Source organism: Streptomyces sp. GbtcB7 (assembly GCF_019091445.1).
In the GTDB taxonomy this organism is placed as follows: domain Bacteria; phylum Actinomycetota; class Actinomycetes; order Streptomycetales; family Streptomycetaceae; genus Streptomyces; species Streptomyces mirabilis.
Genome location: NZ_JAGXJM010000030.1, coordinates 39,180 through 65,498 on the forward strand (window position 1 = coordinate 39,180; position 26,319 = coordinate 65,498).

Below are 26,319 nucleotides of genomic sequence, written 5' to 3' on the forward strand. Positions count from 1 at the left end.
TGTCCAACCTCGGACATGCCCTACGCACCCGGTTCGAACGAACCGGCACGCCGGAAGACCTGGACACCGCCATCGAATACCTCCAAAACGGGGTGGCCACCATCCCGGTCGACCATCTAGGCCGCAATATGGAGTTGACCGAACTTGGGAAAATTCTGCTGAGAAGGTTCCATCGGAACGGCATGCTAGGAGACTTGGACGCCGCTCTCGCTGCAGGGCATGAGGCGGTAGCCACGACTCCCGCCGGCCACCCCAACCGAGCCGAGACGTTGTCCAACCTTGGGTATGCCCTACGGGCCCGGTTCGAGTGGACCGGCACGCCGGAGGACTTGCAAGAAGCAGCGTCCTGCTGGCTGGAAGCGGTGGAGACGGAGGCGGCGACGCCCTTACTCCGCGTCCGGGCGGGAATGGCGGCGGCTAACCTGCTAGCGCAGTCCGGTGATGTGAAGCAGGCAGCGCAGTTGGCGGAGGCAGCGGTTCGGCTGCTGCCCCAGGTGCCCCCACGCCGTCTGAAGCGCGGGGACCAGCAGCATGCGGTCGGCGGTTTTGCAGGACTAGCAGGTACGGCCGCTGCCTTGGCGCTCGCTTCTCCAGGCGGAACTGCTACCACCCGGGCGGAGCGGGCTTTGGGGCTCTTGGAGGTGGGCCGGGCAGTGCTGTTCAGTCAGGCTTTGGAAACTCGCAGTGATCTGACCGATCTGCGTGAACATCATCCCGAGCTGGCCCGCCGATTCGCAAAGCTGCGTAAGCGGCTGGAAGCGCCCACGAGCACCATGGTCCCGACCGAAGCAGGCAACGACGTCGCTGGTCTTGGGCTGCAGCACGAGCACTTGGTGCGCGAACGGCAACGGATGGCGGAGGAGTTCGACACGCTCCTAGCCGAGATTCGCGACCTGAAGGGCTTTTCTTCCTTCGCCCTGCCGCCCACCACGGACGAACTCCTAGCTCAGGCATCTCAGAGCCCGGTGGTGGTACTCAACGTCAACTGGTTCCGCAGTGATGCCCTGCTGCTCACCGACGAGGGCATTACAAGTCTGAAACTGCCCCATCTCATCCCCAGCAAGGTGATCGATCAGATCAACGTCTTCCGGCAGGCGTTGCGAATGGCGGTGTCCCCGGTGAACTCATCCGCCGAGCGGGAGAGGGCACAGGCCACGCTCGTCGAAGTCCTTCAGTGGCTGTGGGATGTGGCCGCCGGCCCCGTGCTGAAAGAGTTGGGACATGACGGCGTGCCCGCGGGCGAGGGCGGGAACTGCGAGGAGGAGTGGCCGCGGGTGTGGTGGTCGCCGGGCGGACTGCTGAGCCTGCTGCCACTGCATGCGGCGGGCTATCACACTGACTCGGCTGACAATCCGCATCGGCGTACCGTGATGGACCGGGTCGTCTCGTCCTACACTCCCACCGTGCGTGCGCTGCGCTACGCTCGCGAGCGCGCCCCGTCCCCCACAGCGGTGCGAAGTCTGATCGTCGCAATGCCAATCACACCCGGGCTACCCGAGGACGGACGGTTGCGCTTCGCCGATGCCGAAGCCACGATGCTCCAAGCCCGCCTGCCCGACCCTGTGCTACTGCGGGAACCGGCCCCAGCCGACGGGCCTGTGGATCCGACTAGGCCCATGCCCACGAAGGCCAATGTGCTGGAGCACCTGCCGGAATGTGCGATCGTGCACTTTGCCTGCCACGGTGCCAGCAACTCCACCGATCCCTCGAAGAGCCAGCTGCTGCTGCACGACCACGCGGACAATCCCATGACCGTTGCCAGCCTCGGCCCCATCGCACTCGACCAGGCCAGACTGGCCTACCTGTCCGCCTGCCGCACCGCAGCCATCGACACAGCCGCGCTGCTCGACGAGGCCATCCACCTCACCTCCGCCTTCCAACTCGCCGGATTTCCCCATGTGATCGGCACCCTGTGGGAGATCGACGACCAGATCGCCGTCACCATCGCTGACCTGTTCTACACCGCCCTACAGACCGACTCCGGTCTGGACACTGACCGGGCAGCCTGGGCTCTCCATAGGGCTGTACGCCGGGTACGCGACGGCCACGGCCTGCCAGCCCCCTTCGACCGGAGGCGGGCTCCCTTGTTGTGGGCCGCCTACCTGCATGCCGGCGCGTGAACACCAGCACCCTGTGCCGGGGACGCCGGGACGCAGGTGTGGGTATACGCGCGTACACGTGGCCGGGCCGGGTGGTGTTCTGCCTCGTCTGTCGGCCGAGGCACTTCCAACGAGAGCGAGCGAAAGGTGCGGGGGCGCCGCCGGTTCGGCGGACTCGTACGAACCCAGGCCCGCCCGGGTACCGTTATGACCACATCGCCCGCGGGTTCCACGTTGAGCCCCCTTCGGAAAGCGCGAACCCACGGCCTTTGGAGATTTCCTTGAGGCGGTAGACGCCCGGCGCGAGGTCGGAGAAGGTCAGCCTCCCCTGTGCGTCGGTCTTCCCCCGTCCGGCTTCTGCGCCTGCGGAGTCGAGCAGCAGGAACGCGGCGCCGGGGAGGACATCCCCGGCCGTGTCCTTGGTGGTGATCTCGACGCTGCCCACGTCCGGGGCTGGTGTCTCGTCGGTAGTGACGGAGGCCGAGGGGGGCGGTTCGGAGGGCTGGGCACTCGCGGCCGGCGCCCAGGTGAGGGTGCCAGTCACCGCGACGGCGACGGCGGTGGATCGGACGAATCGTGCGTGCACGAGGAGGAGGACTCCTTGGGTCAGGGGGCGGGGAAGGTCATCGGGTGCGGCCAGAGACCGGAGCGGGAGGTGGCGGGGCGGCGGGTGTGTTGCCCTGCGGCTGCTTGCCTGTCGGAGTGGCGACGTAGAGGGCGCGGCGGGTGTGGAAGGGGACGTCCTGGACGGTGCGGCGTAGTGGCTCGGTGGAGATGAGCGAGGCGGTGAAGGCCGCGACGAGTGTGGTAGGCGTGCCGAACGAGAAGCGTGCCCTCCAGTGCGGCTCGCTGGGGTATCCGCTCCAGGAAAACCAGGCCAACTTGCTGGAGTCGCTGTTGGCGTAGCGGTGGCGTACGCCGCCGAGACCTTCTGGGGTGAGGAAGGTCTGTGTGCCGTCGGTCTTGACGTCGTGGCTCCAGCCGAGGGTGAGCAGTGGCGCGTATGCCTCGTGCGGCGCGGTCTCGTCCTGGAACAACCGGTCTTGGTCGCTGTGCCGGTCTTCGAGGTAGAGGTCGAGCAGCTCGGTGTGGACGTCGTGGAGCAGCTCGACGGGGGTGGTGGCGTCGAAGGTGATCCGCCAGGCCGGCGGGGTGAACGGGGCTCGGTGCGCGTTGATGGTCCATGTGCCCTTGCCGGGTTTGTCGGGCTGGGGGTCGTAGGTGGTCTGCAGTCGCAGGCACGGGCTGAAAGCGGCGGCTGTGCCTTCGTCGGTCTGGGCGAACGGCCAGCCCTCGCCGTAGGGGAAGGCCCATGTGGTGCGGGGGTCAAGGGCACCGGGTCCGGCGAGGTGGCGGGGAAGGACCTGCACGGTCTGGGCCGGGTCGAGGTTCTCGAACGGGTGGGTCATGACGGGCAGGGCTCCTGCTGGGAGGGTGCGGAACGCCGGGGCTGGCGGTGTGGGCGCGGATCAGCGGGCGCGGGTGCCGCTGCGGGTGACCGGCACGGCGGGAGCCGTGTGCGGAGTCCGGCCTGCGGTGCGGCTCGGCGCGGACGCGGTTCAGGCGCCGGGGAACCAGACGGCGGTGTACTGCTCGATGGCATCGCGCAACCCGGTGGTGACGGCTCCCTCCCACGGGGGCCGCCCGGGGCGGTGGTACGTGTCGAAGGTGCCGTACTGCTTGGTGTTGGGCCGGGTGTTGGTCGCTTCGTCGCGGCGGTGGAAGGTGCCGTGGTCGAGGAAGCTGAGGGCGACTGCGTCGATCTCGCCGCGGTCCGGGTGGACGACCGCCAGGCGCAGGCCGCCGTAGGTGTCCGCGTGGATGGTGCCAGTGAAATCGATCCGCAGCCGCAGCGGTAGACCGGGGACGGGGGCGGCGAAGTAGGTGTTGCCCACGACGGTGCTGTCGTGGAAGGGGAGGCACAGCTCGGCGAAGAACTCCGGGGCCTGCAGGGACAAGAGGGGTCTCCGGTAGGGGTCGGGCTGGTCCTATCGGCGGGGGCCGGGGAGGGCCGGTCGGCTGGTGGTGCTCCAGCGCGGGACGCTGGCCGCGGGAAGCGTGGCTGGGCGGTGGGACGCGACGGCCCGCTGCACATCGAGCGGGGTGGGGGCCGGCGGTCCGGGAGGAAGGATCGGGGTGAGCTGGGCCATGCCCTTGATGTAGCTGTAGGTCTCCTCGCGCCACCGGGGCAACGGAGCCGGGTCGGCGAAGCACTGGGTGACTGCGGTGAGCAGGGCGACGGGGGTGTCGGTGCTGGCCGTGGCGTACCAGACGGGCCGGTCGATGGAGTTGCCCGCCCACAACTGCCAGCGGGCGTCCCGCGTGGTCAGTTCGGCATCCGGGTCGAGATCGCCGGTGGTGAACTCCAGATGGCGAAGACGCCCCAGCGCGGGCGGTCGATCTCCCAACCCCGTTTCAGCAGGGGTACGACCGCGAAGAAGGGATCGTGCTCATCAGTCCCGGAGACCGGCCGGGCGAGGTAGGCGTCCGGCCCCTGCTGGTACGCCGTGGCGAGGACGGTGGTGAACGCCTGGACGAACTCGGTCGGGACGCGGTCGTTGAAACAGACGCCCCAGGTCGGTGGCCCGAACGGATCGCGGTAGGCGTTGATGCGCCAGAGCCCGTCGTCCTCGCCCTCGGGGAGGTAGCCCAGGCGGATCTTGCGGTCGGGGGCGTTGACGTAGGCGTTGCCGAGGTCGTCGTGATGGAGGTCCCAGCCGAGGTCGATGAGCGGGGCGAGAGCTGGATCGCCGATTCCGGTGGTAGAGGCGAGGTGGCGCGGAGAGACGAAGACGTCTCCGTCAATCGTGCGCAGGTCGTCGTGAGAGGTCACAGGTTCCTGAGTGGTGAAGGCGGGTCAGGCAGCGAGCACCAGGGCTTCTTGGAGGGCATCGCTGGAGCCGGTGTAGTGCAGCGTTCGCAAGCCCAATCGGGCGGCGGCATGGCAGTTGCCGGCGCGGTCGTCCACGAACAGAACGCGTCGTGGATCGCGAACTCCGGTGGCCTGCAGAGCGTGTTGGTAGGCGGCCGGGTCGGGCTTGCACACCTCAAGTCGGGCCGAGTACAGCGCCTGGGTCATCATGCGTCGCCACCCGTGGATGTCGAGCACGGTACTGAGATGGGCGGGTGCGTTGGACAGCAGCACCATGCGCAGTCGGGTGGCGTGGGCGCGGCGTAGGACGGCCAGGACGCTCTCGTCGGTCTCGGTCCACATGGCGGTGTCCGCGGCGAGGAGTTCGCGCAGCAGGCGGGAGCCGGGGTGGGCGCCAAGGACGCGCGCCCAGTACGCCAGGTCGCTGAGCTGGCCGGCGTCGTAGAGGTCGCGGGCGTTCCAGAAGGCTCGTTGGAAGCCTGCGAGATCGTCTTCGGGCCAGGAGGCGGTGCGGGCCAGTCGAAGCCAGTGGGCGCGGGTGGGCTGCAGTCCGATGACGCCGTTGTAGTCGAGGATAACGGCGTCGAGGCTGGTGGGGCGGGTCAAGGGGCGGTGTTCTCCAGGGCGCGACGGGCGAGGGCGGCGAGAGCTGCTGCGAGGAGAGCGGGCAGCAGCAGGGCTGTGGGCAGGGTGGTGATGGCGGCGAGGGCGCCAATGAGGGCGGGGCCGACGAGCAGGCCGAGGTAGCCGGTTACGGAAACCGTGGCGACGGCCCTCGGCCCGTGGCTCCCGGTGGCGGTGATCAGGGAGGGGACGGTGCCGGACAGGCCGAGCCCGAACACGGCCCAGCCGGCCAGCGCCGCGGCCACGCTGTCGGCCAGGACGCCGGTGGCCAGTCCGGCTGCGGCGAGCACCGCGCCGACGCGGACCACGGCAGGGGCACCGAAGCGGTTCGTGAGCCGGTCGCCGGTCAGCCGGCCGATCGCCATGCCGGTGCTGTAGAGGGCGAAGGAACTCGCGGCGACAGCCGTACCGGCGTGCAGGGCGTGCACGTGCACGGCGGCCCAGTCGGCTGCCGCTCCCTCCCCCATCAGGCTGGCAGCCGCCAGCGCACCCAGCAGCCATACCCTCCCCGGCGCCGGATCCCGATCGGCCCGCTGGGGGCCGAAGGTCTTGGGGTCGGCGCCGCTCAGTGTGAGGGTGCGCGGCCCGGCTACGAGCACGCTCGCCGTCAGTGCGGCGCCGACCGTCAGGAACAGTGCGCTGTGGGCTGTGCCGGCGGTGGCGGCGGCCAGGGCGGCGCCGCCCAGCGCGCCGATCGAGTATGCGGCGTGCAGGGACGACATGATGGGCTTGCCGTAGGCGTTCTGGCAGCGGACTGCCCCGGTGTTCGCGGCGACGTCCAACACACCGTGCGCGGCGCCGAAGACCATCGCCGCTGCGAGCAGCGAGGCCAGAGTCCGGCATTGCCCCAGCAGGGCGAGTGCTGTCGCCAGTGCGACAGCTCCGCCGATCAGGAGCAATGGGAGTCGTTCGGGCCGGGCGAGCCGGCCGCCGGCCTGCAGACCGGCGACCATGCCGAGAGCGGCGGCAAGCAGGACGAGGGAGAGGCTGCCGGTCGTGAGGTGGGCGGCGTTCTGGACGGCCGGCATCCGGGCGCCCCAGACAGCCATCACCACGCCCAGGCCGAGGAAGTAGCCGGTCAGCAGGGCACGGCTGCGCCGGAGGGAAGCGTCCGGTCGGCTCACGCGGGGCGCCCACCGGCAACAGGCTCGTCGGCCGGGCGGGGCTCGACGTGGACCTGGATACGGCGGACAGTTTCCTCGGCGCGGGCCTGTGCGAGGTCCGCGGTGGGCGCGGTGGTGATCAGGTAGCCGATCCGCGCGGTCCACATGTTGCCGCCGTCGGCCGGGAGAAGCAGTTGGTCGCCGACCTGGTGCTGGAAGTGCACGCGGTCCAGCCAATCCGGGTTGACGCCGTCGAAGCCGAGTCGGAGCAGGGTACCGGAGGTGTCCGGGTAGAGCAGCTGGATCGCGGCGGCCGAGGACCTGGTCGGGGTGACGTCGGGGGCCCGGCCCCAGGCGATGTCGGCGGCGGCGCGCGGCAGGTCGATGCCCGTAGCGAGTCGGACGAGATGGCCGATCATGTCGCCGGCGATCCGGCCGTTGACCTCGACGAGCCGTGGCCGACCGTTGACCAGCCGCATCTCGACATGGCAGACGCCGTCGGTGATCCCCAGAGCACGGATCGCGGCCCGTGCCACAGGGGTTACCACGTCCAGCAGAGGGTCGGCGGCGTCCACGCAGTGGGCCAGTTCCTCGAAGAAGGGCGGAGCGCTGACCGTCTTGCGGGTGACCGCTACCACGGTGGTCTCGCCGCGGTAGGTGACGCACTCGACCGACACCTCGGGCCCGTCGAGATACTCCTCCACGAGCACGCTGGTGGACTCCCGCCCGAGCCCGGCCGCCTGGTCGGCGAACGCGAAGGCAACGGTGAGTTGTTCGGGGGTGTCAGCGCGGATCACGCCGATACTGGCCGCGTGCGCGGCGGGCTTCAGCACGAGCGGGTAGCCGATCTGCTGGGCCGCCGCCTCGGCCTCGGCCAAGGTACGCACGCTCACCGAAGCAGCCGACGGCACGCCATGCCGTGCGAACAGCGCACAGGACGTGGCCTTGTTGCGGCACGCCTGCATGGCCTCCGGCGCGGTGGTGGGCAGGCCGAGCTGGCGTGCGAGGCGGGCCACGGGGACGAGGTACCACTCGGTCCAGGTGAAGACCCCAGCCAGGTCGTAGCGTTCGGCCAGGGTCCGGCCGGCGGCGGACAGCTCCGCCTGGTCGGTCGGATCAGACACGACCACGCAGTCCCGCAGGTACGGCACCTCCCATGACGGCTCTTCTCCGGTGATCAAGACAACGTCATAAGCGGCGGCCACGGACTGAAGGCAGTACCCGCGGTACGCCTCGGCCTCCATGTCGGCCGCGGCAACGATCAAGGCGACGGGACGGTCGGACAAGGGCAAGCTCCTTGGGGTCGGAGGGTGGACATGCGGAGGGCATGAGGCGGCGGACTGCAGCGGCAGAGGACGGCTGCTCGGCGAGAAGCCGACGCGCGGCCGGCGGCGTGGTGGGACCTCGGGCCGAGGCTGCTCGCGCAGCCCGCAGACTGTGGGGGTGGCACTGACGAGGTGGCCCGACAGGCGGCCTCGTCCGGCCGAGGGAGGCGCCGAAGCGATGGGAGGGAGGGGATTGTCAGGCGGCGCGGCGGCGACGCAGTTCGAACACGCCAGCCCAGTGGGGGTGGTCGTCGATCAGGCGGCGGGCGTCGAGGGCGGTGAAGTTGTTGTTCAGCCCGGCGACTCCGTACGGGAGTTGGCGGCGCAGGTCTTCGAAGAGGTCCTTGAGGCTGACCCGCGTGGCGCCGGCGGCCAAGCGGCGGGCGGCCATGCGTTCCAGAGCGCGGTAGACGTGCGGGTTGTGCGCGTCGAAGGCGTTGAACTGCTCGGTGATGGTGCGACCGCTGGCGCGGTTCCTCCCGAGGACGGTGGGGGGCATGAGGTTCTCCACAGGCTAGGGACGCAGCAGGGTCAGGTGCGCAGGGCGGGATCGGTGCGCAGGCGGGCGAAGGCGCAGAACAGGCCGAGGGCCTGCAGGGCGGCGCAGGCGGTGATGACGTGGCCCAGTGCGTCGGGCGGGGTGAGCGCGGTGAGTACGCCGGCGACGGGGAAGGGCAGCAGGAGGATGAGGATGGTCGCCGACAGGGTGCTGCCGAACTTCTCCGGGGGGATCAGGCGGGAGCGCAGGGTGCGTAGGACGACCGTCATGCCGCCGTCTGCCGCCATGAGGACGGCGACCAGGACCAGGTAGGACAGGTAGTCGGGAGCCTGGGCGGCGGCGAGACAGGCGAGCGAGGCGAGAGCACCGCAGGTGGCGCCGACCGGCCACAGGCCCAGACGGTCCAGGGCGAACCGGCAGAGCGTGACACTGAGGAGTGTCGCTCCGGCGGCTGCGGACCAGACCAGGGCGACGGCAGTGGTGGACTTCCCGAAGCGCTCGACGACGATCACCGGGCCAGCCGCTTGGAGCAACCCGGTGGCTAGGTTGGACAGGGTCAGCCCGGCCACGAGCCAGCCGAGCGCGGGCAGCGAGCGGATGGTGCGCCACCCGGTGAGGAGACCGGCGCCGGGCCGCCCCTTCGAAGCGCGGGCCGGGGCCACAGGCGAGGGGGGTGTGCGCAGAGCGAGCAGCGCGGCGAACAGCGAAAGCACGGTGATCACCGCGAGCATCGGCGGCGGCCCAGCGACCAGGAGCAGTCCGGCGAGCGCCGGGCCGGCCAGCGTCGCGGTCTGGTCGATACCGAGCAGCACGGCCTGGACACGGTGAGCGCGTGCACCTGCCCGGCGGCCGGCGGCGGCGCCCGCGGTCTCGGCCGCGATGTAACTGAACTCGGTGAGCACGCCGGTGGCCGCCGCGAGCACCATGACGGTCACGCTCGCCACGGCGCCGGACGGGTGGAGATGGAGAAGGACCGCGCCGACGGCGAGAGCCAAAGCGCGTCCCAGGGAGGCGAGGTGGAAGACCACGGATGCCCCACGCCCGTCGACGACCGATCCGGCCCACCCGAACGCCGCCAGGCGCGGGATCCACTCCAGGGCGAACGCGGCGCCTGTCAGCGCGGCGGAGCGCGTGGTGGCCAGCACTAGCAGCGGGATGCCGTAGGTGGACATCGCGAACGCGAGGGCGTCCGCTGCGCGCGGCAGGTAGATGCCGCGCAGCAGCCCGGCGGTGTGGCGCGCGTGCCGGGGTGTGACCGCTACGCTCACGCGACTGGCTCGGGATCAGGAAGGGCGGTGACCTGCGGGTTCGCGGCCAGCCACTGGAGCAGGAGGGCACGGGGACGGGCCAGGTCCTCCTCGGCCTCCGCGCCGGGTGGGCACGCGGCGGACAACCGTGCGAGGCTGTCGGCGCTCTCGGTCGCGAGCGAGGGCGTCAGCAGGTCGAGGACGTGGCAGACGCGGTTGCTGAACTCGCAGACCGGTGACGGGGAGGCGTGGCGTCTCGACCAGCGCGCAGCCGCGTCGTACAGGTCGGCCAACTTCGACCCAGCGTCTGTGAGTTCCAGGCCGGTGCCGGGCGCGGTCCGGACGAGACCGCGAGCGCGGGCTGTTTCGGTCGCGTGCCGCAGTTGATGCGTGGAGAGGTCGGGGAGGGTCGCGGCCAAGCGTCCTGGCGGTATTGCCCCGTTGTCGTCGATCTCGGTGACCAGGCGGATCAAGGAGCGAGAGGCCAGCAGCTCGACTGCGTTCCGTACTTCGGCTGTGGTGAAGAGGGTGGTCATCGGCGCGGGCCTCCCGCCGGGACGGCCGCCTTCGGGCGGGCGGTCGTGGCATGGGAGAAGAGATCGCGGTTCTGCCAGGCCGGAGCGGATTCGCCTGTCCGGGTTGGGGGGATCGCCGCGGGCGCCGGCCGGGACTGGCTGCTGACCCACGGCCTCGACGCGGACTTCGCCTGCGGGTGCCCCCAGACCGGGTGGTGGACCGCCCGGTTGAGAGGCTGCCCGGCGCACCATGCGGACAGCGCGCCGAGCACGGGACCCAGGCCGTCGCCCGCCGCCGTCAGCCGGTAGGGCCGGCCGACGCCCTCGGAGTCGACCAGGCCGTCGGCCACGAGCTGCCGCAGCGGCGGGTACACGTTGGTCCAGTCGCTGCTGGGCATCACGATCCGGGCCAAGGCCCGCCCGCTGACCTCCTCGCGGGACTTCAGCACCCACAGGATGGCAGCGGCGTGCCGCCGGGTGAGCAGGGTGAGGCTGTCCTCGATCTGCTCGATCGCGGGCAGCGGACGGTCCGGGGCCTCCAGATGCTCTTCGGCCCAGGTGACGAGCATCGGCAGGACCGGCAGCAGGGCAGCGCCACGCTCGGTGTGGCCGTAGGTCACATACCGTGCGGTGTGTTCGGTGCGCTCGACGAGCCCGGCGTCGCACAGCGACTTGAGCTTGGGGTGGAGCTGGCCGCTCTGCAGCCAGGACACCTTGGCCGCCAACTCGCTATAGCGCAGTGGCGGCCCGGAGAGTGCCAGCAGGATCCTCACGTTCCAGCGTGGGGTGATCATGGCGAGGACTTCGGTGACCCGGGCGATGTCGATGTCGGTGTCAGGTGGCAGAGCGGTGATGGCCAAGGGAGGAACTCCTGGGTGGGTGAGGGGGAATCGCCTGCGGGTCAGCGGCTGTGCGCCGGGTCTGCACCGGGAGGGGCGGAGCCGGTAGTGGCGGTGACGGTGTCGGCGGGGACGGCGCTGGGGCCGGGACACGGGCGAGGCTTTGCAGGACGGCGGCTACCGACTTGGCCTGGACGTCGCGGACGGCGACGGCTTCGGCGAGCCGTCGTGCACCGTCGAGAAGGTGGGGGACCTCGTGCCGGCCGATCTGCCGCTCGGGGTGGATGAGCCTGGCGAGGTGGTCGCGGTGGAAGTCGATGCTGCGCTCGGCGAGGTCGAGGTCGTCGTGCATGCCAAGCAGGGCGGAGAGCATGCCGGGCGGCTGGTCCTGGGCGTGGGCTTCGAGGTCGGCGAGCGGCGAGCCGTACAGGTCCTCGATCCGTCCGGCAATCTCGGTGGACGTGAGGTGGGGCAAACGGGGCATTCAGGGTCGGCGGGCCCGGGCCGCCCCGGCACGCGGCGGCGGACGGAGGCAGGGTGGCGGTGGCCTTGAGCTGCGTCATGCGGACGGGCCGGGCCTGCTGGTCGGGCGGCGGCATCGTGCGCAGCAGCTCGCCGAGCGCCGCGCGGTAGCCGTCGCGGGCATCGAGCGCGGCCTCCAGCCACTGAGCATCGAAGCGGAGCTTGTCCGCCGACAGCTCGCCCATGTCGCGGTCCGGGTCCATGTCCGCGTGCACGCGATCGCGGACGCGGACAACCTGCTCCTCGGTCAGAGCCAGGAACGAACGCAGTTCCAGGGAACGGGCGAGGGCCGGAGAGGCATCGTGGCCGACAGCCACCTCGTGCAGCTCAGGGACCGTGCCACCGAAGACCTGCTGCAGGTCGGCGTCCATGGTGCTGGCCTTGACCGGGCTCATCGAACAGCCCGTCCCGCCCGCCACGCCGACGCCGGCTCGGGTGAAGCCGCGGGTTGGCGAGGAGCGCTGGTCTGCACCGCCGGCCCGGTTCGGGGGCGAAGGCGGGCGAGCCGTTCGGCGGCGAGGTCCTTCTTGCCCGGAGCGTTCGGGTCGAGGAGCCACCGGACGACCATGGCCCGGCCGTCGCGGGCAGTGACGGCCGCGTTCACGCGGTGGGCGAGACCCATCGTCGGGTCGTCGACCTCGCTGGGCTGGGTTTCCAACGCGGCGAGGAGGTCGTCCTCCGCGCGGTCGAGCACGGACTGGGCCTCGACGAGGAGGCCGTGCCATTTGACGACATCGGTGGCGTCAGGATTCGCCAGCGGAGCTGCGGCGACCGCGGCCTTCAACTGGTCCATGTCCATGCCGAAGCGCGCTTCGATCCGTTCGGTGAGCACGCCCACGACATCCTCAGCGTCATCGAATGTGCCGTCGGACAATAGGGAAACTCCTGTTCTGGAAAGGCCGATGCCTGGACGAATATGAGGGGGCGGCCGTGCCCGGCGACTCAGCCCCTTTCGGGCCACCTATTGGGGCCTGTCAGTCGAGGCACATTCGGACGTCGCGGTAGACGTACGTGCCGGAGACCCAGCCCTTGACGCCGGTCGTCTTGTCCGTGATGTAGAACCAGTTGCCGCTCTTCTTGGCCACGCTGAACTTGTGGCTCTTGTAGAGCACGCCGAGCGCGGTGGACTTCGAGCTGGCCTTGGACCGGATGGTCACGGCCTTGGCGTGCACCGCGTACGGCAGCGGCGGCTTGGACGAGCAGCTGCTCGCCGGGGCCGCGGAGACGGCAGCGGGTGCCGCGTTGGCGGTGGTGGCGGAAAGCACCGGCAGCGCGAGCGCGCCGAGCATCGCTGCGGATATGGCAATTCGAGTGGAGCGCATGCGAAAAAAACCTCCGTGAAGGCATAGGGATTGGGTGGAAGGCGCCGCGGGTGTTGTACCGGCGGCTGCATAAGAGTCCGGAGAATCGCCGGTTTGGCTAACCGGCGATCGTCGGCTATGTTGCGCCGCTGTAGACGCTGGCGGGGCTCAGCGGGACCGGCCGGGCGGGCGCGGAGCAGGGGACTTCGCCACACCGACGGAGCGGCTGGCTGCAGCTGCCGGGCGGACCGGTGGCAGAGGGTCGGCCTCGCCGGCGAACCGGTCGTCGCACCACTGCAAGGCGTCCTCGACCGTGGCGAAGCCGCCCTCCCGCAGCGTGCGCGTCCAGGCGTCGGTGTCGACCTCCTCGACGATGACGCGGAACGGCGAAGGGGCTCGCTCGTCCAGGGCGCGCAGTGCCACGACGGTCACCATGTCGTCCGGGTCGTCGCAGGTGTAGGAGTAGCCCATGGCGTAGTGGTTGCCGTCGCCCGCGAGGCGTCGCTCCAGCGCACGAGTCGCCTCGTCCGCCGGCGGTGGGCCCAGCTCGGGGTTGAGGCTGATGGCGTCGCGCGGGCAGCCGCGGTGAATGAGCCAGGACTGCGCCATCGCGGGCAGAGGCATGGGGGCCTGCTCGAAGGTGAACGTCCGCTTCTCCCGCTCCCGTTGCAGATGTACGGCGAGCACCTGCGGCATACCCGGGTGCCCCCAGGTGGCGGTGCGGTCGAACAGCACGTAGTAGCTGTGCGCGCCGTTGGGTGTGTGGTGTTCGGCGAGGGGGACGAGCATGTCCTCGTGGACGGCGACCTTGCGGTAGAAGTCGAGGTACTTCTCCTCGTCAGCGTCGAAGTCGTCCAACTCGAAATCGACTTGAGGGATGGACTGCCGAGCCGGCGCCGTTCGGTGGGGGACAACAAGGGCCTTTCGGTGGAGTTCAGCGCCGCTGTGCCGGGGTGGATGGCGACGTGCCGGGGCGGGCCGGAAGCTTGGGTGCCCGGGTCGTGGGGGTCCGTCGGGCGGCGAACAGCGCGGCACGTCCGGCGTCGGTGAGGACGACCGGCTGGCCGGCGTGCACGGGGTGGCCGGTGTCCCGGACGACCAGATCGGCATCCTCCAGCCGCTGGAGCTTGGCGTGAGGGATGCGGGTGCCGGAGGCAGCGGTCACGGACATCCGTCCGGTCAGCAGGTGTTCATAGAGCTTGGCGCCGCTGGCGATGGCGAGCAGCGCGGCCTGGTCGTCCGTCGAGAGCTGCTGCGCGCAGGGCGCCGAGGCCGCCGCGGCGGCCTCGATCGGCTCCAGTGCGGCGAGCACCTCCCGGGCAGCGGCGTCGCGAGCGCCCGCGTCATCCTCCAGCTGGTCCACGGTGCGATCGATGCGCGTGAACAGGGCGTCGTCGACGTCGAACTCGCCGCTGGACAGGCGATTGAGGAGGCGGAGGTAGAAGGTGACACCGGTCTGGGTCTTAGCCAGCTCGCGGTGGCGGTCGACCAGGTGGGCGTGGGACTCGTCCAGGACGCCGCGGTCGCGGTAGGACCACAGGGTGTCGATGTCGTGGCCGGTGACGGCTTCGAGGCGATGGTCGAGCGGGGACACCGCACGCCGGGCTGGTAGCGGCGCGGCTTCAGGGGGCATGGGCGACACTCCGTGCGTTCAGCGGGTGTGGTGGTGCGCGGGGTTGTGTGCGGGACGGGGCAGACCCGGCAGTGCGGTGGACGGCGGACCGGGCCGGGGCGCGGGAGTGCGGGTGGTCAGCTGCGGGGAACGGGAACGGGCCGCGTGGGTGCGGGCGCTCAGCGGCCGGCGGGTCATGCCCAATCTGTGGCCGACCTCGTCATAGACGTCGTTGCCCGCACGCGGCCGGACCGCGACGACGTGAATCTCCTTCTGATGTGCGGACTCCGCGGGTGCCGGACGGACGCCGTAGACGACGCGCCAGTCCTTCCGGGAGTCCACGAAAAGCTTTCGATAGCCCTCCAGGTCGCCGTCGAGGCGCAGTCCGAAGCGCTGTGCGTTCACGACTTCCTGCAGGTAGGCGAGGGTGAGGTCGCGGATGTCGCTGGGGGCCTGGAGGAGATCGGTCAGCGCTCGGGGGTCGAAGCTCAGTCCGAAGGCGGGCTGTCCCTGTCCCGCGGTCATGACGTCGGCTCGTCCGGCTCGGCGGCGCCGGCGGCTTCCGTCGTGGACGCCGTCTCCGTCCGTACGGACGGCGGCGGGCCGGGCAGAAGACGGTGCGCGGGCCGGTCGGGAGAGGTCATGCAGGCCGACAGCGGGCCACCCGGCGCGCGGATCGCCGCAACGGCGTGGGTGAGGAAGTCCCGGTGCCACACGAACAGACCGCTCAATCCGGCTTCGGGGTCCTTGTGCTGCTGGTAGGCGAGCCACAGGGCGTGGAGCCAGGCCACGACGTCGTCGTGCTCCTGCCACTGCAGGCACCAGGGCGCCGCGGTGGTGACCTCCGCCCCGTAGACCGGGAGGAAGAAGTCGTCGACCCAGTCGCTGAGCGCGTCGAGTTCGTCCTCGCGCTCCTCTCCGTCCAGCTCCAGGATCGGGCGGGGCTCTGGCGGCGCGGCGGGAGCCAGCCCACCAAGCCCCGGCATGCCGAAGGCCGCGAACGGCGATCCGCCCGGCGCCGGCGAGGACGCGAGATGGTCGAGCTGCTGGGCCTGCTGAGCCGACTGCTCCATGAGCCGTCGGACGCTCGCCTCGATCCCCTCCAATTGCGGGTCCGGAATGCGAACCGGTTCCAATTCCCCGCCGTCTGCGGGTTCTATGGATTCGGGCATGAAAAGTACGGCCTCCTACGAGACGCGAGATGACAAGTGGGCGGAATCCTCGGCGCACGGACCCGCCGGATGGCTACACGAACATCCGGCGGGCTCCGGAAAAGACTGGGAGGGTGCGCGGGGCCCTGGAGCGAAACACGGCAGAGCGGATCAGACGGTGAGAACCAAGTCGTCCTGGGTGAGCGTTTCACGGATCGTCTCGGTGAGCCGGTCGGCCGCGATCGACGCGTAGTGCTCGGTCTTCTCAACGCCGATGAAGTCGCGGCCTTCCAGCAGGGCGGCGACGCCCGTCGAGCCGGAGCCGGCGCAGAAATCGAGAACCGTACCGCCCTCGGGGCTGATCTTGACCAGCTCGCGCATCACCTCGACGGGCTTCTGCGTGATGTGCTGACGCTTCGCCCCCGAAGGCTGCGAGGCACTGTAGAGGCCGGGCAGATAGACGGGGTTGCGGGAGCCGTCGATCGCTCCCTTGGACGCCCAGACGATGAATTCACAGTTCTGGGTGAACCGGCCCTTCTGCGGCCTGGCCTGCGGCTTGTGCCAGGCCAGCACCCCGCGCCACAGCCATCCGGCCGCCTGGATCGCGTCCGTGGTGACGGGGAGCTGGCGCCAGTCGGTGAACAGCAGCGCGGTGCCGCCAGTCTTCGTGAGGCGGTGGGCTTCGGTCATGATCTGCGTCAGCCAGAACCCGTACGACCTCTGGTCCATGTTCTCGCCGGTGAAGTCCGGCAGAGCGTGCTGGGCGTCGGCGGAGGTGTACTTCTGCTTCGCGGAGCGGGTGGTGCGCTCCTTCGCGGTCCGCCCACCGGAGTTGTACGGCGGGTCGGTGATGACGGAGTCGACGCAACCGTCCGGGAGGCCGGCGAGAACGCTGAGGGCGTCGCCCTGGTGCAGGGAAAAAGGCAAAGAGGAACCCCTATTCGGGTGCGGAATCGCGGAGGGAAATACCCGTCTCGTGCAGGAGTCCTCGCGGGCCGTAAGTGGGCATGCAGAAGCCCAGAGCCACAGGCCGAGGAGGGCGAGAGGGAGTCCAAAAACTGTAGAGGCGAATCCGCCGACGACCAAGAAGTGCTGTGCTGGGGTATCGGATTCCGGCACCTCACGCCGACTTTTTGGTCAACCGCCGATCTGCGCCTACTGTTTTTGAACCGCCCCGGCGCACACCGCCGCTGGCTACTCCCGCCACGCCTCACGGAGGTACCCCCTGCCCCGGCACACTTAGCTCACGGTCCGGCCTCGCAGAGCGAGCGGCAACTCGCCCGCGCCGGCCCGTCCCGATCGCCCGCCCCGGCCGCCGCGGCCTTCCAACACGCTTCGCGCACGCGGCTCGCCGGACACCGCACTCCGAAGGACACGTTCATGACGTCTCGTTACCCACCCCTGCCCAACATCGCTGACCGGCGAGCGGTCCGCTCGGGTTGAAGGGGCTCGCCGCCGGCATCGGCGTCGTCTTCCTCTCCCCCGTCCTGATCGCCGGCACCGGCATAATGCTGGCCTCTTCCGCCGACGCCGTGCAGAGCAGTGGCTCCTTCAGCAGTTGCGTGACCGACATCGACACCGGCAAGGTCGCCGAGGAGGTCACCAAGATCCTCGACGGCGCGTCCGGCAAAGACGTCCACGTCGAGGGCCTGGACCTGCCCGCCGAGCAGGTTCCCAACGCGCAGACGATCGTGGCCGCCGGCCTCTCGCTCGACGTCCCCAAGAAGGGACAGATCATCGCGCTCGCCACGGCGATGCAGGAGAGCCGGCTGCGCAACCTGAACTACGGGGACCGCGACTCGCTCGGCTTGTTTCAGCAGCGCCCTTCCCAAGGCTTGGGCAGCGCCCAGCAGATCGGCGATCCGGTCTACGCCTCCGAGCAGTTCTACAAGCACTTGCTCAAGGTCGACGGCTGGCAGCAGATGACCGTCACTCAGGCCGCCCAAGCCGTGCAGAAGTCCGGCCTGCCGGACGCGTATGCCCAGTGGGAAAACCTAGCCATCGCGCTGCAAGAGGCCATCGCTAAGACCTTCCCGGGCGGCAACGACACGAACGGCAAGGACGCGGACCAGAGCAAGCAGGCGTCACCCGGCACCACCGGCTGTGCTCCGGGACAGGACGGTTCCGGCTTCGGCCGCATCCCCGAGGGCAGCGTCCCCAAGGGTTACAAGATCCCCAAGGACGCTAATCCGAAGGCACGCAAGGCCATCACCTGGGCGATGCAGCAACTCGGCACGCTCTACCAGTGGGGCGGCTCCTGCACCAACGCGCACGGCCCCGACCCCATGGGCCGCTGCGACTGCTCCTCCCTGATGCAGCAGGCGTACGCCCACGCCGGCGTGACACTCACCCGCACCACGTACACGCAGGTCAACGAGGGCAAGGCGGTATCGCCCGCCCAACTCAAGCCCGGTGACCTGATCTTCAGCCGCGGCACCACCGCCCGGCCTGAGCACGTCGGCATGTACATGGGCGAGGGCCTCGTGATCGAGGCGCCCCGCACCACCAAGCCGGTCCGGATCACTCCGATCAAGGACTGGACGATCCTCGCCGCCCGCCGCGTCCTCTGAGGCCGCCCCCGCCCGGCACCGCCCCGGGTGGGGCCGCCGCCGCGGCCACTTCCGCGCCCCACGCGCACCTCCCCTCTCCGCTTTCCCTTTCCCGCCGGCCCTCGCCTGGCCCGCGTAAGCAAGGAGCCCCGCCACACCTATGTCCGTTCCTCTCGCCGACCGCGTCATCCAGCTCGCCTACGACCCAGGAATCTCCCCCAAGGGCGGTGGCCTGCCCGGCCTGAGCGTGCTGAAGAACGTCGTCAACAGCATCAACATGTTTGGAATCATCGCCGTCGTCGGCGCCCTCGCCGTCTCGCTCGCCGTATGGGCCTGGGGCCACCACACCGGTGGCCACCAGGCCGAAGCCAACGGCAAGAAGGGCGCGGTCGTAGCCGCCGGCGCCGCCCTCGGTCTGGGCGCCGCGAACGGAATCGTGGCCTTCTTCTCCGGCCTGGGGGCGCAGGTCCACTAATGCAGAAGCGATTCCCCGCCTTCTCGCTGTCCTCGTACGGCACGAGCTGGTCGGCCAACCGGCGCATCGCGATCGTCGCCGCCGCCGTCGCCGCCCTGCTCGCCATCGCCGGGATCGTCGCCCTGCTGACCGGCGGCAGGAACGGTCACCAGACCCCGGCCGCCACTGCGCCCGCCCCGACCGGCAGCCCGACCGCCTCCGAAGCCGCACCGAAGCCTTCCTCCGGATCCGGTTCCGTGCCCAAGCCTCCGCAGATCGCCGAGCCGGTTGCCTACGCCAAGGCAGCCGCGCAGATGCTGTGGTCCTACGACACCCGCGACACCAGCCGCGACCAACAGCTCGCCGGCATGCGCGCCTGGATGACCGCCGAGACCAAGTACGCCGACTGGGCGTCCGTCTCCGGCCAGGTTCCCGATCCGCTGCTGTGGTCGCGGATGGCCGACCAGGACCAGCACGCCACCGCCAGCGTTACCGAGGGCCACTACCCCGGCGCGTTCAAGCAGGCCCTGGCCGACGACCCGTCCGCGATCACCGAGGCGTACATCTACGTCGTCACCGTCAACGGCAAGCAGCAGATCGCCTGGAAGAAGGGAGGCAGCGGGGCCGAGGAACGGGCCGTGACCCTCGCCATCGAATGCCGCCCCGGCCACGACTGCTCCCTGGCCGCCATCGCTCCGAGCGTCACGCAGTGACCCGCGCCTGAGACAAGAAAGGAGGGACAACTCCTCGTGGGTTTCTGTGATTACCCCCTGGCAGACAAGTTGTGCGCCGTCGGCGACGCGGTGGATTTCGCCTCGGACCCCGGCAAAGCCATCGGTGACTGGATGGCAAAGTCTGCCGGTGAACTGGCAGCCGCCGCAGCCGATTTGGCCGCCGAGGCAGTCGACACCACCACGAAGGTGGACCTCAACGCATCGTGGTTCGTCGACAACTACGAGATGCTGCTGCCACTGGGCCTGGTCCTGCTGGTCGCCACGTTCTGCGCGCAGCTGGTCCGGGCCGCCGTCCGGCGCGACGGACAAGCCCTGACACAGGCGTTCACCGGCACCATGAGCGGCGTCCTGTTCGCCTTCTGCGCCATCGCCCTGACCACGGTCGCCGTCGAGGTGGTCGACGCCGTCTCCGACGGCTTGTTCAAGACCGCGCACCTGAACATCGAGTCGGCCGTGCGCCGCATCGTGAAGGTCAGCCAGATCGGGTCCCTGGCCGGGCTGGGCTGGCTCGTCCCGGTCGTCGTCGGCCTCGGTGCCGCCATCGGCGCCTTCCTGTACTGGTGCGTGATGATGGTCCGCAAGGTCGGCATCCTGGTCATGGTCACGCTGGCCGTCTTCGCGTCCGCCGGCGGCGGCTGGGAGGTCGCGCGGCGCTGGCGCAAGGGCTGGATCGAGGCCACCGCCACCCTCGTGGTCTCCAAGCTGCTGATGACCGTGATCTTCGTGCTCGGCATCGCCGCCATGGGCAGGACCGAGGCCAAGGACGGCATCGCGGCCCTCGCCGATGTCATGTCCGGCATCGTGATCATGATTCTGGTCCTGCTGTGCCCGTATGCCGTCTTCAAGTTCGTCCACTGGGCGGCCGACGGCACCGACGGCGAGTCCATCCACCGCGCCGGCGGAGCCGGAGCCCAGATCGCCAAGGCCCACGCCGAGAAGGCCGCCCGCAAGGCCGCAGCAGCCGCGGCCACCGCCGGAACCGGTGGCGCCGCCGCCGGAGCAGGCGCCGCACCGCAGGGCCCCGACGCCGCTGGCGGAGGCGGCTTCCCCGGCGACATTGCCGCCAACCCGACCGGCGGAGGCGGAGGGGGCAAGGAAGGTTCGCAGGGCAGCGGAACGGGCGGCTCGCCCGGTGGCGATGCCGTCAAGTCCGGTCTGGGGAAGGCCGTCCAGCCCGCGCCGACGAGCGTGTCCGACAACACCAGCGGCCAGCTGGGAGGCAGCCCGGGGCCGGGCGGATCCGGAGCGAACGCCGCGTCCGGCCAGGGCGGCGGATGGCAGTCCGCCCCGCCAACCACGACCCCGCCGCCGCAGGGCGCCCCACCGTCCTCCGGTTCACAGAACGCCGCGTCCAGCGGGGCGAGCGGACCGCCGCCGCCTCCTACCGGCCTCTGATCCCCTGCCCGACTACCGGGGGCGGGGAGTGCACGCCACCTCCCGCCCCCGGGTTCCACCCGCGCCTCCAGGACCCGCCCCTTGACTGATCTCTCCGTCGCCCCGGTCACGGTGAAGTTCCCGCACCGGTCCCGCCGCGGCATCCTCCTCGGCCTCTCCCTGCCCCAACTCGTCCTCGTTTCGTGCACGTTGGCGCTGCTGCTGATGACGGTGATCTCCACCGGACTGCTCGGCGCCGTTGCCCTGGCCCCGCTGTGGGCGGCATCCGGGGCGCTCGTCGCGATCCGCCGGCACGGCCGCTCCCTGATCGACTGGGCGCCGATCGTCGCCCGCTACGCACACCGCCGCCGCACCGGCCAGACCCTCTGGCTCGCCCGGCCCGTCACCCGGCCCCGGCTGGACGGCATCCTCCACCTGCCCGGCACCGCCGCCTCCCTCAAGGTCGTCACCCCCGGCGACTCCGCCAACCAGGCCGCGGCTGTCCATGACCCTCATCACCAGACGCTGACCGCCATCGCCCGGGTCAGCAGCCGCGCCTTCGCCCTCCTCGACCCCGCCACCCAGAACCACAACGTGAGCAGCTGGGGACGCGCGCTGGCGGGCATCGCCCGCACCGGGCACATCGCCACCGTCCAGGTGCTGGAGCGCACTGTCCCCGACAGCGGCGACACCCTCACCCGCCACTGGACCCATAACGGACAGCCCCAGGCCCCCGTCGCCGGACAGATCTACTCCGAACTGGTCGCCTCGGCCGGCCCCGCCGCCGCCCCGCACGAGACCTACCTCGCCATCTCCCTCGACCTCAAGGCCGCCCGGCGCCTGATCAGCCAGGCCGGCGGCGGGCTGCCCGGGGCCTTCACCGTCATGGAGCAGACCACTGCGTCCATCGCCCAGGCCGCCCGCAACGCCGGACTCCAGGTCACCGGATGGCTGACCTCGCGGGAGATCGCCGCCGTCATCCGCACCGCCTACGACCCGAAAGCGCTCGGTGCACTCCAGCAGTGGTCCGAGACCGGCCGCGCCGAGGCCGACCCCGCCGCAGCCGGGCCCGTCGTCCAGTTCGAGGAGTACGACCGCCTCGCCACCGACAGCGCACGGCACGCAACGTACTGGGTGGAGAACTGGCCGCGCACCGAAATGGGGGCCGGGTTCCTGCACGGGATCATGTTCACGGCCGGCGTGCGTCGCAGCCTCTCCCTTATTTACGTGCCGCAGGGGCTCGAGTCCGCGCTGCGGGACGTCCAGCGGAAAAAGGCGGCGATCATCGCCGACGCCAACGAGAGGGCCCGCCGGGGGCAGGTCGACAGCGAGGAAGACTCCGTCGAGTACGCCGACGTCAAGCAGCGTGAGCGCCAGCTCATCGCCGGGCATGCCGACGTGGCGCTGACCGGCCTGGTCACCGTCACCGCCGAGACCGACGCGCTCCTGGACGCCGCCTGCGCACAGATCGAGACCCACGCCGTGACCTCGGGCGTCGATCTACGACGGCTCAACTACCAGCAACCGGACGCCTTCACCCTCACCGCGCTCCCGCTCGCTCGGACCGCCCTGTGAGCCGGGCCTGTCCCCACACCGTTCCCGCCAGCACCCCGGCCCGCTGCTCTTCGATCACCCGCGACGGACCACCCGTCGCCGCCCTGCCTCCCGGCAGGAAGGACCACCACCTTTGACCTCTCGCACGCCTCCGGACGACGCGCACCCCTACCTCCGCGCTGCGAGCGCCGGCGTCCGCCACCACACCCGGGCCCTTGCCTCGTCGGACGCGACCCCGCCCCGGCCGGCGGACCGCCTGCACCTTGACGTACTGCACGCTCACCTCACCGCCCTGCACCAGCTCCTGGACCGCCTCGCCGAAACCACCTGTCCGCCGCACCCCGCCGCCGGTCGTCACCTGGCCAGCGCGCACACCAGCCTCTGGCAGGCCACCAGCGAGGTCCACGCCGCCTTCCACCTGCTGCCCGTCAACACCGACACCGTGGCAGACGCCGAGGCGAGCGCCTGCCATCCAGAGCGGCTACCCGAGGGGCCGCCCGTACTGACGATCTGCCAGCGCCACCTCACCGCCGGACACGTCATCCGCCGCAAGACCACCCCCACCGACCTTCGCCCGCACACCACGGCCTGCGTGCGATGAGCACCACCCGCAGAATCGAGGGCCCCCGATGAACCACCGGCCCGCCCGTCGCGCCCGCCGCGCGTCCGCCAGCCCCCTGTTCACCCCCCACGGCACTGACCGTGCCAGCCGCAAGGCTGCCCGCCGACAGCTCGCCGAGGCCACCGCCAAGGCTCGCGCCGAAGCCAGCGCCCACCAGAGCGAGACCACGTCAGCCGAGCACCAGATGCCCGCCGCGCTCCACCCCCCGAGCGGACGTCCCGGTCCTGCCTCCGCGCGTGGGAACCGGCTGAAGCTGCCCGCTCACCGCATGACGACGGCCGTGGCCGGCGGCGCGTACCCGTTCCTGGCCGAAGGCGGACTCGGCGCCGAGGGCATCTACATCGGCCGCGACGTCCACTCCGAGGCGAGCTTCGTCTTCGATCCGTTCGCGCTGTACGGCAAGGTCGACGGGTTCACCAACCCGAACCTCTTGCTCGCCGGAGTGATCGGCCAGGGCAAGAGCGCCCTCGCCAAGTCCTTCGCGCTGCGTTCGGTGGCCTTCGGATACCGCGTCTACGTGCCGTGTGACCCGAAAGGCGAGTGGACGCCGGTGGCGGAAGCTCTCGGCGGCCGGTCCGTCGCCCTCGGTCCGGGACTGCCGGGACGGCTGAACCCCCTGGACGCGGCCCCACGCCCGGAGAGCGTCTCTGAGGCCGACTGGGTCGGCGAAATCCGTAAGCGGCGCCTGCTCCTGCTCGGCTCCCTCGCCCGGACCGTCCTGGGCCGGGACCTGATGCCCATGGAGCACACCGCCTTGGACGTCGCCCTCGACGCCGTCGTCACCCGCGCCGCCGACACGCACCGCACCCCACTCCTCGGCGACGTCGCCGCCACCCTCAACAACCCCAGCGCGCTCGACGAAACCGCCGGGATGATGTCGGGCCAACTCGGCGACGCAGCACGCGACCTCGCCCACGCCATGCGGCGCCTCGTCCACGGTGACCTGGCCGGCATGTTCGACGCCCCTTCCACCGTCGGCTTCGACCCGAACGCGCCGATGCTCACCATCGACCTGTCCCGCCTCGGCGGCTCCGGCGACGACACCGCCCTCGTCCTGGCGATGACCTGCGCCTCCGCCTGGATGGAGTCCGCCCTCTCCGACCCCAACGGCGGCCAGCGCTGGATCGTGTACGACGAGGCATGGCGTCTGATGCGACACGTCGGACTGCTCCAGCGCATGCAGGCCCAGTGGAAGCTCAGCCGCGGCCTCGGCATCGCCAACCTCATGGTGATCCACCGGCTGTCCGACCTGCTCACCGCCGGCGATGCCGGATCACAGGGTCGGGCCCTGGCCGAAGGACTCCTCGCCGACTGCTCCACCCGCATCATCTACCGCCAGGAGACAGACCAACTCCACGCCGCGGCCTCTTTGCTCGGCCTGACCTCCGTCGAGATGGACGCCATCGCGCACCTCAACCGAGGGCGTGGCCTGTGGAAAGTCGCAGGTCGGAGCTTCATCGTGCAGCACCTCCTGCACAGCCACGAGCTGGCGCTCTTCGACACCGACGCCCGGATGCACTGAAACAGCAAGAGGCCCGTGAAACCCGACTTCCAACGCGACCTGATACCGAGCGACGACGCCCTCCACCTTATCGGCGCGCTCAACGCGATGAAGGACAGACTGCTCAACGCCGCCCATCAGTGGGAGCTGCTGGACGAGAGCGGACATGTACCGGCCGCGCCCTCCTACACCGCGCTACTCCAGCACGCCGCTGACGCGCAGGACCTCTCCCGCGACGTCCTCCAGCTGACTGCTGACTTCGCCCGGAGCCCGCACCGCACTACCCGCGCCGGCGGCATCGTCCTGAGCCATCTCGCCACGGCGGCGACCATGTCGAGCCACGCAGCACCGCACTTCACCGAAACCGCGGAGAGTGCCTTGGCCCTGCCACGGTCTGCCAACCCGACCGACCGACACTACCTCACGAACCGCATGGTCATCGACCACGCCTCGGCGCGCGGCTTCCTGCGGCGCACCTCGGAATCCCTGCGCGACGCGGTCAAGGAACTCGACGACCACCTCGGCTTCCAACGCTTCCTCTCGACGCTCACCCGTCGGGAAAGCCCGCCGGCGCCTCCGCCACCCAGGCCGGGCGGTCGCCACCGCTGACCGCGCCTGCCCCGAAGCCCGATCCACCCACATCCCAAGGAATGCTCTGAACCGCCCCGCTCATTTCAGCGACGCCGACTGGGCCGAATACCAGCAGTGCCAGGCCGAGCACGACGACCTCATGGCGCAAGTCGCCGATCGTGAAGCCCAGCTGGAACACGACCTGATCGCCGCCTACGACGAGTACGAACTCGACTTCAGTCCAGTTCCGAAGCCGGAAACCGACCTCGCTCGCCGAACGCCTCCGCCACACCGACCAGCATCCCGCAGGAGAAGCCGTGGCCGCTGACGAGGCGAACGCCACGGACGCCCGCGCGGCTCCGATCGCGCCGCTTCCCGACCACCGCGACGTGAACATGCCGTGGTGGCAGGAGCTGTGGCGTCGCCACGCACACATCACCACGCCGCTGCGAGCGCGCGGACTGCCATGCGACATCGATTTCGGACTCAGCGCCTACATCGTGCGCGTCTCGCTCCCCGACGACAGCTACCTGATCATCAGTCCGCCGCAGGAACCGCCCTCCGAGCGTCCGCCCGGCGACCCCGAGGGCTGGATCGCGACCCGCGAGCACCCCGACGACCAGACGCTGTTCGAGGTCCTCTACGACTCGGCCCCCTCCGACGACCTCGGCGCTCGCCAGCGGCCCGAAGCCCGCCACGGCGGCAGCGCCCAACCCCTGATCGAGGCGATCGACCATCGCCTCGCCCAGCTCGGGCTGCTACCACACACCGTCCTGCCCCACGAAAGCCCCCGCGTGCGCCCAGCCCAACCGACGCCCCGGCACCAGGCCCGGGACATCCCCGGCACACCAGACCGTGGCCCCGTATACGTCTACGGCGACGCGCTGCGCGCTCTGACCGACCGGCTCAACGGAGCCGAGTCGCACGCGGATGCTGCTGCTCTTCTGCATCAGATCTTGGAGCCCACCGACGGCCTGCTGGCGCAGCTCGGCGAGTTCTTCGAAGCAGCCGGCGAGAAGGCCAAGGAAGCCGAGGAGGACGACGGCTTCGACCTGTCCTACGACCTCGCCGACGCCGCCGCAGAGATCCGCAACCTCGGAGAGGTGCTGCACGTGGCCGAGGATCGGATGCGGGCCCTCACCTCGCTCGCGCCCGCACCGCGACTGCCCTCCGCCCCGGCTCGTGCACCGTCCCTTCCGCCGCGAGCCCTCCCGTCAGCGCCGCCGCGGCACACGCGCTGACGCCGCACCGC

26 protein-coding genes and 4 pseudogenes are annotated in these 26,319 nt (G+C 70.5%); 10 read left to right on the plus strand and 20 right to left on the minus strand.

All coding sequences use genetic code 11. The features are described 5' to 3' along the window. A partial coding sequence (locus tag KVT44_RS38585; RefSeq protein WP_217572252.1) for a CHAT domain-containing protein occupies nt 1-2,120 on the plus strand: 2,120 nt, incomplete at its 5' end. 256 nt (nt 2,121-2,376) lie between these two features. Here KVT44_RS38585 and KVT44_RS38590 read toward each other — a convergent pair. The 20 genes and pseudogenes from KVT44_RS38590 to KVT44_RS38680 form a co-directional block, all read right to left on the minus strand. Next, nucleotides 2,377-2,685 (minus strand): annotated as a pseudogene (locus KVT44_RS38590) (collagen binding domain-containing protein); the annotation flags it as partial. 37 nt (nt 2,686-2,722) lie between these two features. After that, the gene (locus KVT44_RS38595; protein ID WP_217572254.1) at nt 2,723-3,508 is read right to left on the minus strand and encodes a DUF317 domain-containing protein; all 786 of its coding nucleotides are present in this window, start codon (nt 3,506-3,508) and stop codon (nt 2,723-2,725) included. A 60-nt stretch (nt 3,509-3,568) separates the two neighbouring features. After that, nucleotides 3,569-4,057, minus strand: a pseudogene (locus KVT44_RS38600) (hypothetical protein). Between the two features lie 30 nt (nt 4,058-4,087). Continuing rightward, nucleotides 4,088-4,932: pseudogene (locus tag KVT44_RS38605) on the minus strand (DUF317 domain-containing protein). 24 nt (nt 4,933-4,956) lie between these two features. Then, nucleotides 4,957-5,577, minus strand: coding sequence for an HAD family phosphatase (locus tag KVT44_RS38610; RefSeq protein ID WP_217572256.1), 621 nt, complete (start codon nt 5,575-5,577; stop codon nt 4,957-4,959). Continuing rightward, entirely contained in the window at nt 5,574-6,719 is a 1,146-nt protein-coding gene (locus KVT44_RS38615; RefSeq protein WP_308314216.1) for an MFS transporter, read from the minus strand. Before KVT44_RS38615 ends, KVT44_RS38610 begins: the two co-directional genes overlap by 4 nt. Continuing rightward, a complete protein-coding gene (locus KVT44_RS38620; RefSeq protein WP_217572394.1) occupies nt 6,716-7,942 on the minus strand; it encodes an ATP-grasp domain-containing protein in 1,227 nt (408 codons plus the stop codon). The genes KVT44_RS38615 and KVT44_RS38620 overlap by 4 nt, the downstream gene beginning before the upstream one ends. A gap of 277 nt (nt 7,943-8,219) precedes the next feature. Beyond that, a complete protein-coding gene (locus KVT44_RS38625) occupies nt 8,220-8,522 on the minus strand; it encodes a hypothetical protein (protein WP_217572258.1) in 303 nt (100 codons plus the stop codon). A gap of 32 nt (nt 8,523-8,554) precedes the next feature. Continuing rightward, a complete protein-coding gene (locus tag KVT44_RS38630; RefSeq protein ID WP_217572260.1) occupies nt 8,555-9,790 on the minus strand; it encodes an MFS transporter in 1,236 nt (411 codons plus the stop codon). Further along, on the minus strand, nt 9,787-10,305 hold the full coding sequence (locus KVT44_RS38635; RefSeq protein WP_217572262.1) for a regulator: 519 nt from the start codon (nt 10,303-10,305) through the stop codon (nt 9,787-9,789). Before KVT44_RS38635 ends, KVT44_RS38630 begins: the two co-directional genes overlap by 4 nt. Next, the gene (locus tag KVT44_RS38640; RefSeq protein WP_217572264.1) at nt 10,302-11,144 is read right to left on the minus strand and encodes a winged helix-turn-helix transcriptional regulator; all 843 of its coding nucleotides are present in this window, start codon (nt 11,142-11,144) and stop codon (nt 10,302-10,304) included. The genes KVT44_RS38635 and KVT44_RS38640 overlap by 4 nt, the downstream gene beginning before the upstream one ends. Further along, nucleotides 11,119-11,598 (minus strand): hypothetical protein, encoded by a 480-nt coding sequence (locus KVT44_RS38645; RefSeq protein WP_254650498.1) that lies wholly within the window; start codon nt 11,596-11,598, stop codon nt 11,119-11,121. Before KVT44_RS38645 ends, KVT44_RS38640 begins: the two co-directional genes overlap by 26 nt. Nucleotides 11,599-11,607: 9 nt before the next feature. After that, nucleotides 11,608-12,040 (minus strand): annotated as a pseudogene (locus tag KVT44_RS58720) (hypothetical protein). Beyond that, nucleotides 12,037-12,519, minus strand: coding sequence for a hypothetical protein (locus KVT44_RS38650; RefSeq protein WP_217572266.1), 483 nt, complete (start codon nt 12,517-12,519; stop codon nt 12,037-12,039). The pseudogene KVT44_RS58720 and the gene KVT44_RS38650 overlap by 4 nt, the downstream one beginning before the upstream one ends. A 100-nt stretch (nt 12,520-12,619) precedes the next feature. Beyond that, a complete protein-coding gene (locus KVT44_RS38655) occupies nt 12,620-12,967 on the minus strand; it encodes an SH3 domain-containing protein (RefSeq protein WP_254650499.1) in 348 nt (115 codons plus the stop codon). 147 nt (nt 12,968-13,114) lie between these two features. After that, nucleotides 13,115-13,804, minus strand: coding sequence for a hypothetical protein (locus KVT44_RS38660; protein ID WP_254650500.1), 690 nt, complete (start codon nt 13,802-13,804; stop codon nt 13,115-13,117). Between the two features lie 76 nt (nt 13,805-13,880). Next, on the minus strand, nt 13,881-14,579 hold the full coding sequence (locus KVT44_RS38665) for a hypothetical protein (RefSeq protein WP_217572268.1): 699 nt from the start codon (nt 14,577-14,579) through the stop codon (nt 13,881-13,883). Nucleotides 14,580-14,597: 18 nt separating this feature from the next. Continuing rightward, nucleotides 14,598-15,083: a hypothetical protein gene (locus tag KVT44_RS38670; protein ID WP_217572270.1), complete on the minus strand. Its 486-nt coding sequence runs from the start codon at nt 15,081-15,083 to the stop codon at nt 14,598-14,600. After that, nucleotides 15,080-15,631, minus strand: a complete 552-nt coding sequence (locus KVT44_RS38675; RefSeq protein WP_217572402.1) for a DUF4913 domain-containing protein — start codon at nt 15,629-15,631, stop codon at nt 15,080-15,082. Before KVT44_RS38675 ends, KVT44_RS38670 begins: the two co-directional genes overlap by 4 nt. Before the next feature lie 249 nt (nt 15,632-15,880). Next, nucleotides 15,881-16,636 (minus strand): site-specific DNA-methyltransferase, encoded by a 756-nt coding sequence (locus tag KVT44_RS38680; protein ID WP_217572272.1) that lies wholly within the window; start codon nt 16,634-16,636, stop codon nt 15,881-15,883. 512 nt (nt 16,637-17,148) lie between these two features. Between KVT44_RS38680 and KVT44_RS38685 the strand changes: the two genes are divergently transcribed. From KVT44_RS38685 to KVT44_RS38725, 9 genes are all read left to right on the plus strand, one after another. Further along, nucleotides 17,149-18,279 carry a C40 family peptidase gene (locus KVT44_RS38685; RefSeq protein ID WP_217572274.1) on the plus strand — a complete coding sequence of 377 codons (1,131 nt, stop codon included), beginning with the start codon at nt 17,149-17,151 and terminating at the stop codon, nt 18,277-18,279. Between the two features lie 139 nt (nt 18,280-18,418). After that, entirely contained in the window at nt 18,419-18,733 is a 315-nt protein-coding gene (locus KVT44_RS38690; RefSeq protein ID WP_217572276.1) for a DUF6112 family protein, read from the plus strand. Then, on the plus strand, nt 18,733-19,425 hold the full coding sequence (locus KVT44_RS38695) for a hypothetical protein (protein WP_217572278.1): 693 nt from the start codon (nt 18,733-18,735) through the stop codon (nt 19,423-19,425). The genes KVT44_RS38690 and KVT44_RS38695 overlap by 1 nt, the downstream gene beginning before the upstream one ends. A 36-nt stretch (nt 19,426-19,461) precedes the next feature. After that, on the plus strand, nt 19,462-20,841 hold the full coding sequence (locus KVT44_RS38700) for an ATP-binding protein (protein WP_217572280.1): 1,380 nt from the start codon (nt 19,462-19,464) through the stop codon (nt 20,839-20,841). An 81-nt stretch (nt 20,842-20,922) separates the two neighbouring features. Further along, a complete protein-coding gene (locus tag KVT44_RS38705) occupies nt 20,923-22,395 on the plus strand; it encodes an SCO6880 family protein (RefSeq protein ID WP_217572282.1) in 1,473 nt (490 codons plus the stop codon). Nucleotides 22,396-22,507: 112 nt separating this feature from the next. Further along, nucleotides 22,508-22,975, plus strand: coding sequence for a DUF6238 family protein (locus KVT44_RS38710; protein WP_217572284.1), 468 nt, complete (start codon nt 22,508-22,510; stop codon nt 22,973-22,975). A gap of 28 nt (nt 22,976-23,003) precedes the next feature. Next, the gene (locus KVT44_RS38715; RefSeq protein WP_217572286.1) at nt 23,004-24,518 is read left to right on the plus strand and encodes a VirB4 family type IV secretion system protein; all 1,515 of its coding nucleotides are present in this window, start codon (nt 23,004-23,006) and stop codon (nt 24,516-24,518) included. Nucleotides 24,519-24,533: 15 nt separating this feature from the next. Next, nucleotides 24,534-25,106 carry a hypothetical protein gene (locus tag KVT44_RS38720; protein ID WP_217572288.1) on the plus strand — a complete coding sequence of 191 codons (573 nt, stop codon included), beginning with the start codon at nt 24,534-24,536 and terminating at the stop codon, nt 25,104-25,106. 278 nt (nt 25,107-25,384) lie between these two features. Next, nucleotides 25,385-26,308 carry a hypothetical protein gene (locus KVT44_RS38725; protein WP_217572290.1) on the plus strand — a complete coding sequence of 308 codons (924 nt, stop codon included), beginning with the start codon at nt 25,385-25,387 and terminating at the stop codon, nt 26,306-26,308. The last annotated feature ends 11 nt before the right edge of the window (nt 26,309-26,319 follow it).

Coding starts and splice junctions, on each gene's coding strand:
- KVT44_RS38595 (WP_217572254.1), bottom strand. CDS start 3,508: ATGACCCACCCGTTCGAGAACCTCGACCCGGCCCAGACCGTGCAGGTC.
- KVT44_RS38620 (WP_217572394.1), bottom strand. CDS start 7,942: ATGGAGGCCGAGGCGTACCGCGGGTACTGCCTTCAGTCCGTGGCCGCC.
- KVT44_RS38625 (WP_217572258.1), bottom strand. CDS start 8,522: ATGCCCCCCACCGTCCTCGGGAGGAACCGCGCCAGCGGTCGCACCATC.
- KVT44_RS38635 (WP_217572262.1), bottom strand. CDS start 10,305: ATGACCACCCTCTTCACCACAGCCGAAGTACGGAACGCAGTCGAGCTG.
- KVT44_RS38655 (WP_254650499.1), bottom strand. CDS start 12,967: ATGCGCTCCACTCGAATTGCCATATCCGCAGCGATGCTCGGCGCGCTC.
- KVT44_RS38665 (WP_217572268.1), bottom strand. CDS start 14,579: ATGCCCCCTGAAGCCGCGCCGCTACCAGCCCGGCGTGCGGTGTCCCCG.
- KVT44_RS38670 (WP_217572270.1), bottom strand. CDS start 15,083: ATGACCGCGGGACAGGGACAGCCCGCCTTCGGACTGAGCTTCGACCCC.
- KVT44_RS38675 (WP_217572402.1), bottom strand. CDS start 15,631: ATGGAGCAGTCGGCTCAGCAGGCCCAGCAGCTCGACCATCTCGCGTCC.
- KVT44_RS38690 (WP_217572276.1), top strand. CDS start 18,419: ATGTCCGTTCCTCTCGCCGACCGCGTCATCCAGCTCGCCTACGACCCA.
- KVT44_RS38695 (WP_217572278.1), top strand. CDS start 18,733: ATGCAGAAGCGATTCCCCGCCTTCTCGCTGTCCTCGTACGGCACGAGC.
- KVT44_RS38715 (WP_217572286.1), top strand. CDS start 23,004: ATGAACCACCGGCCCGCCCGTCGCGCCCGCCGCGCGTCCGCCAGCCCC.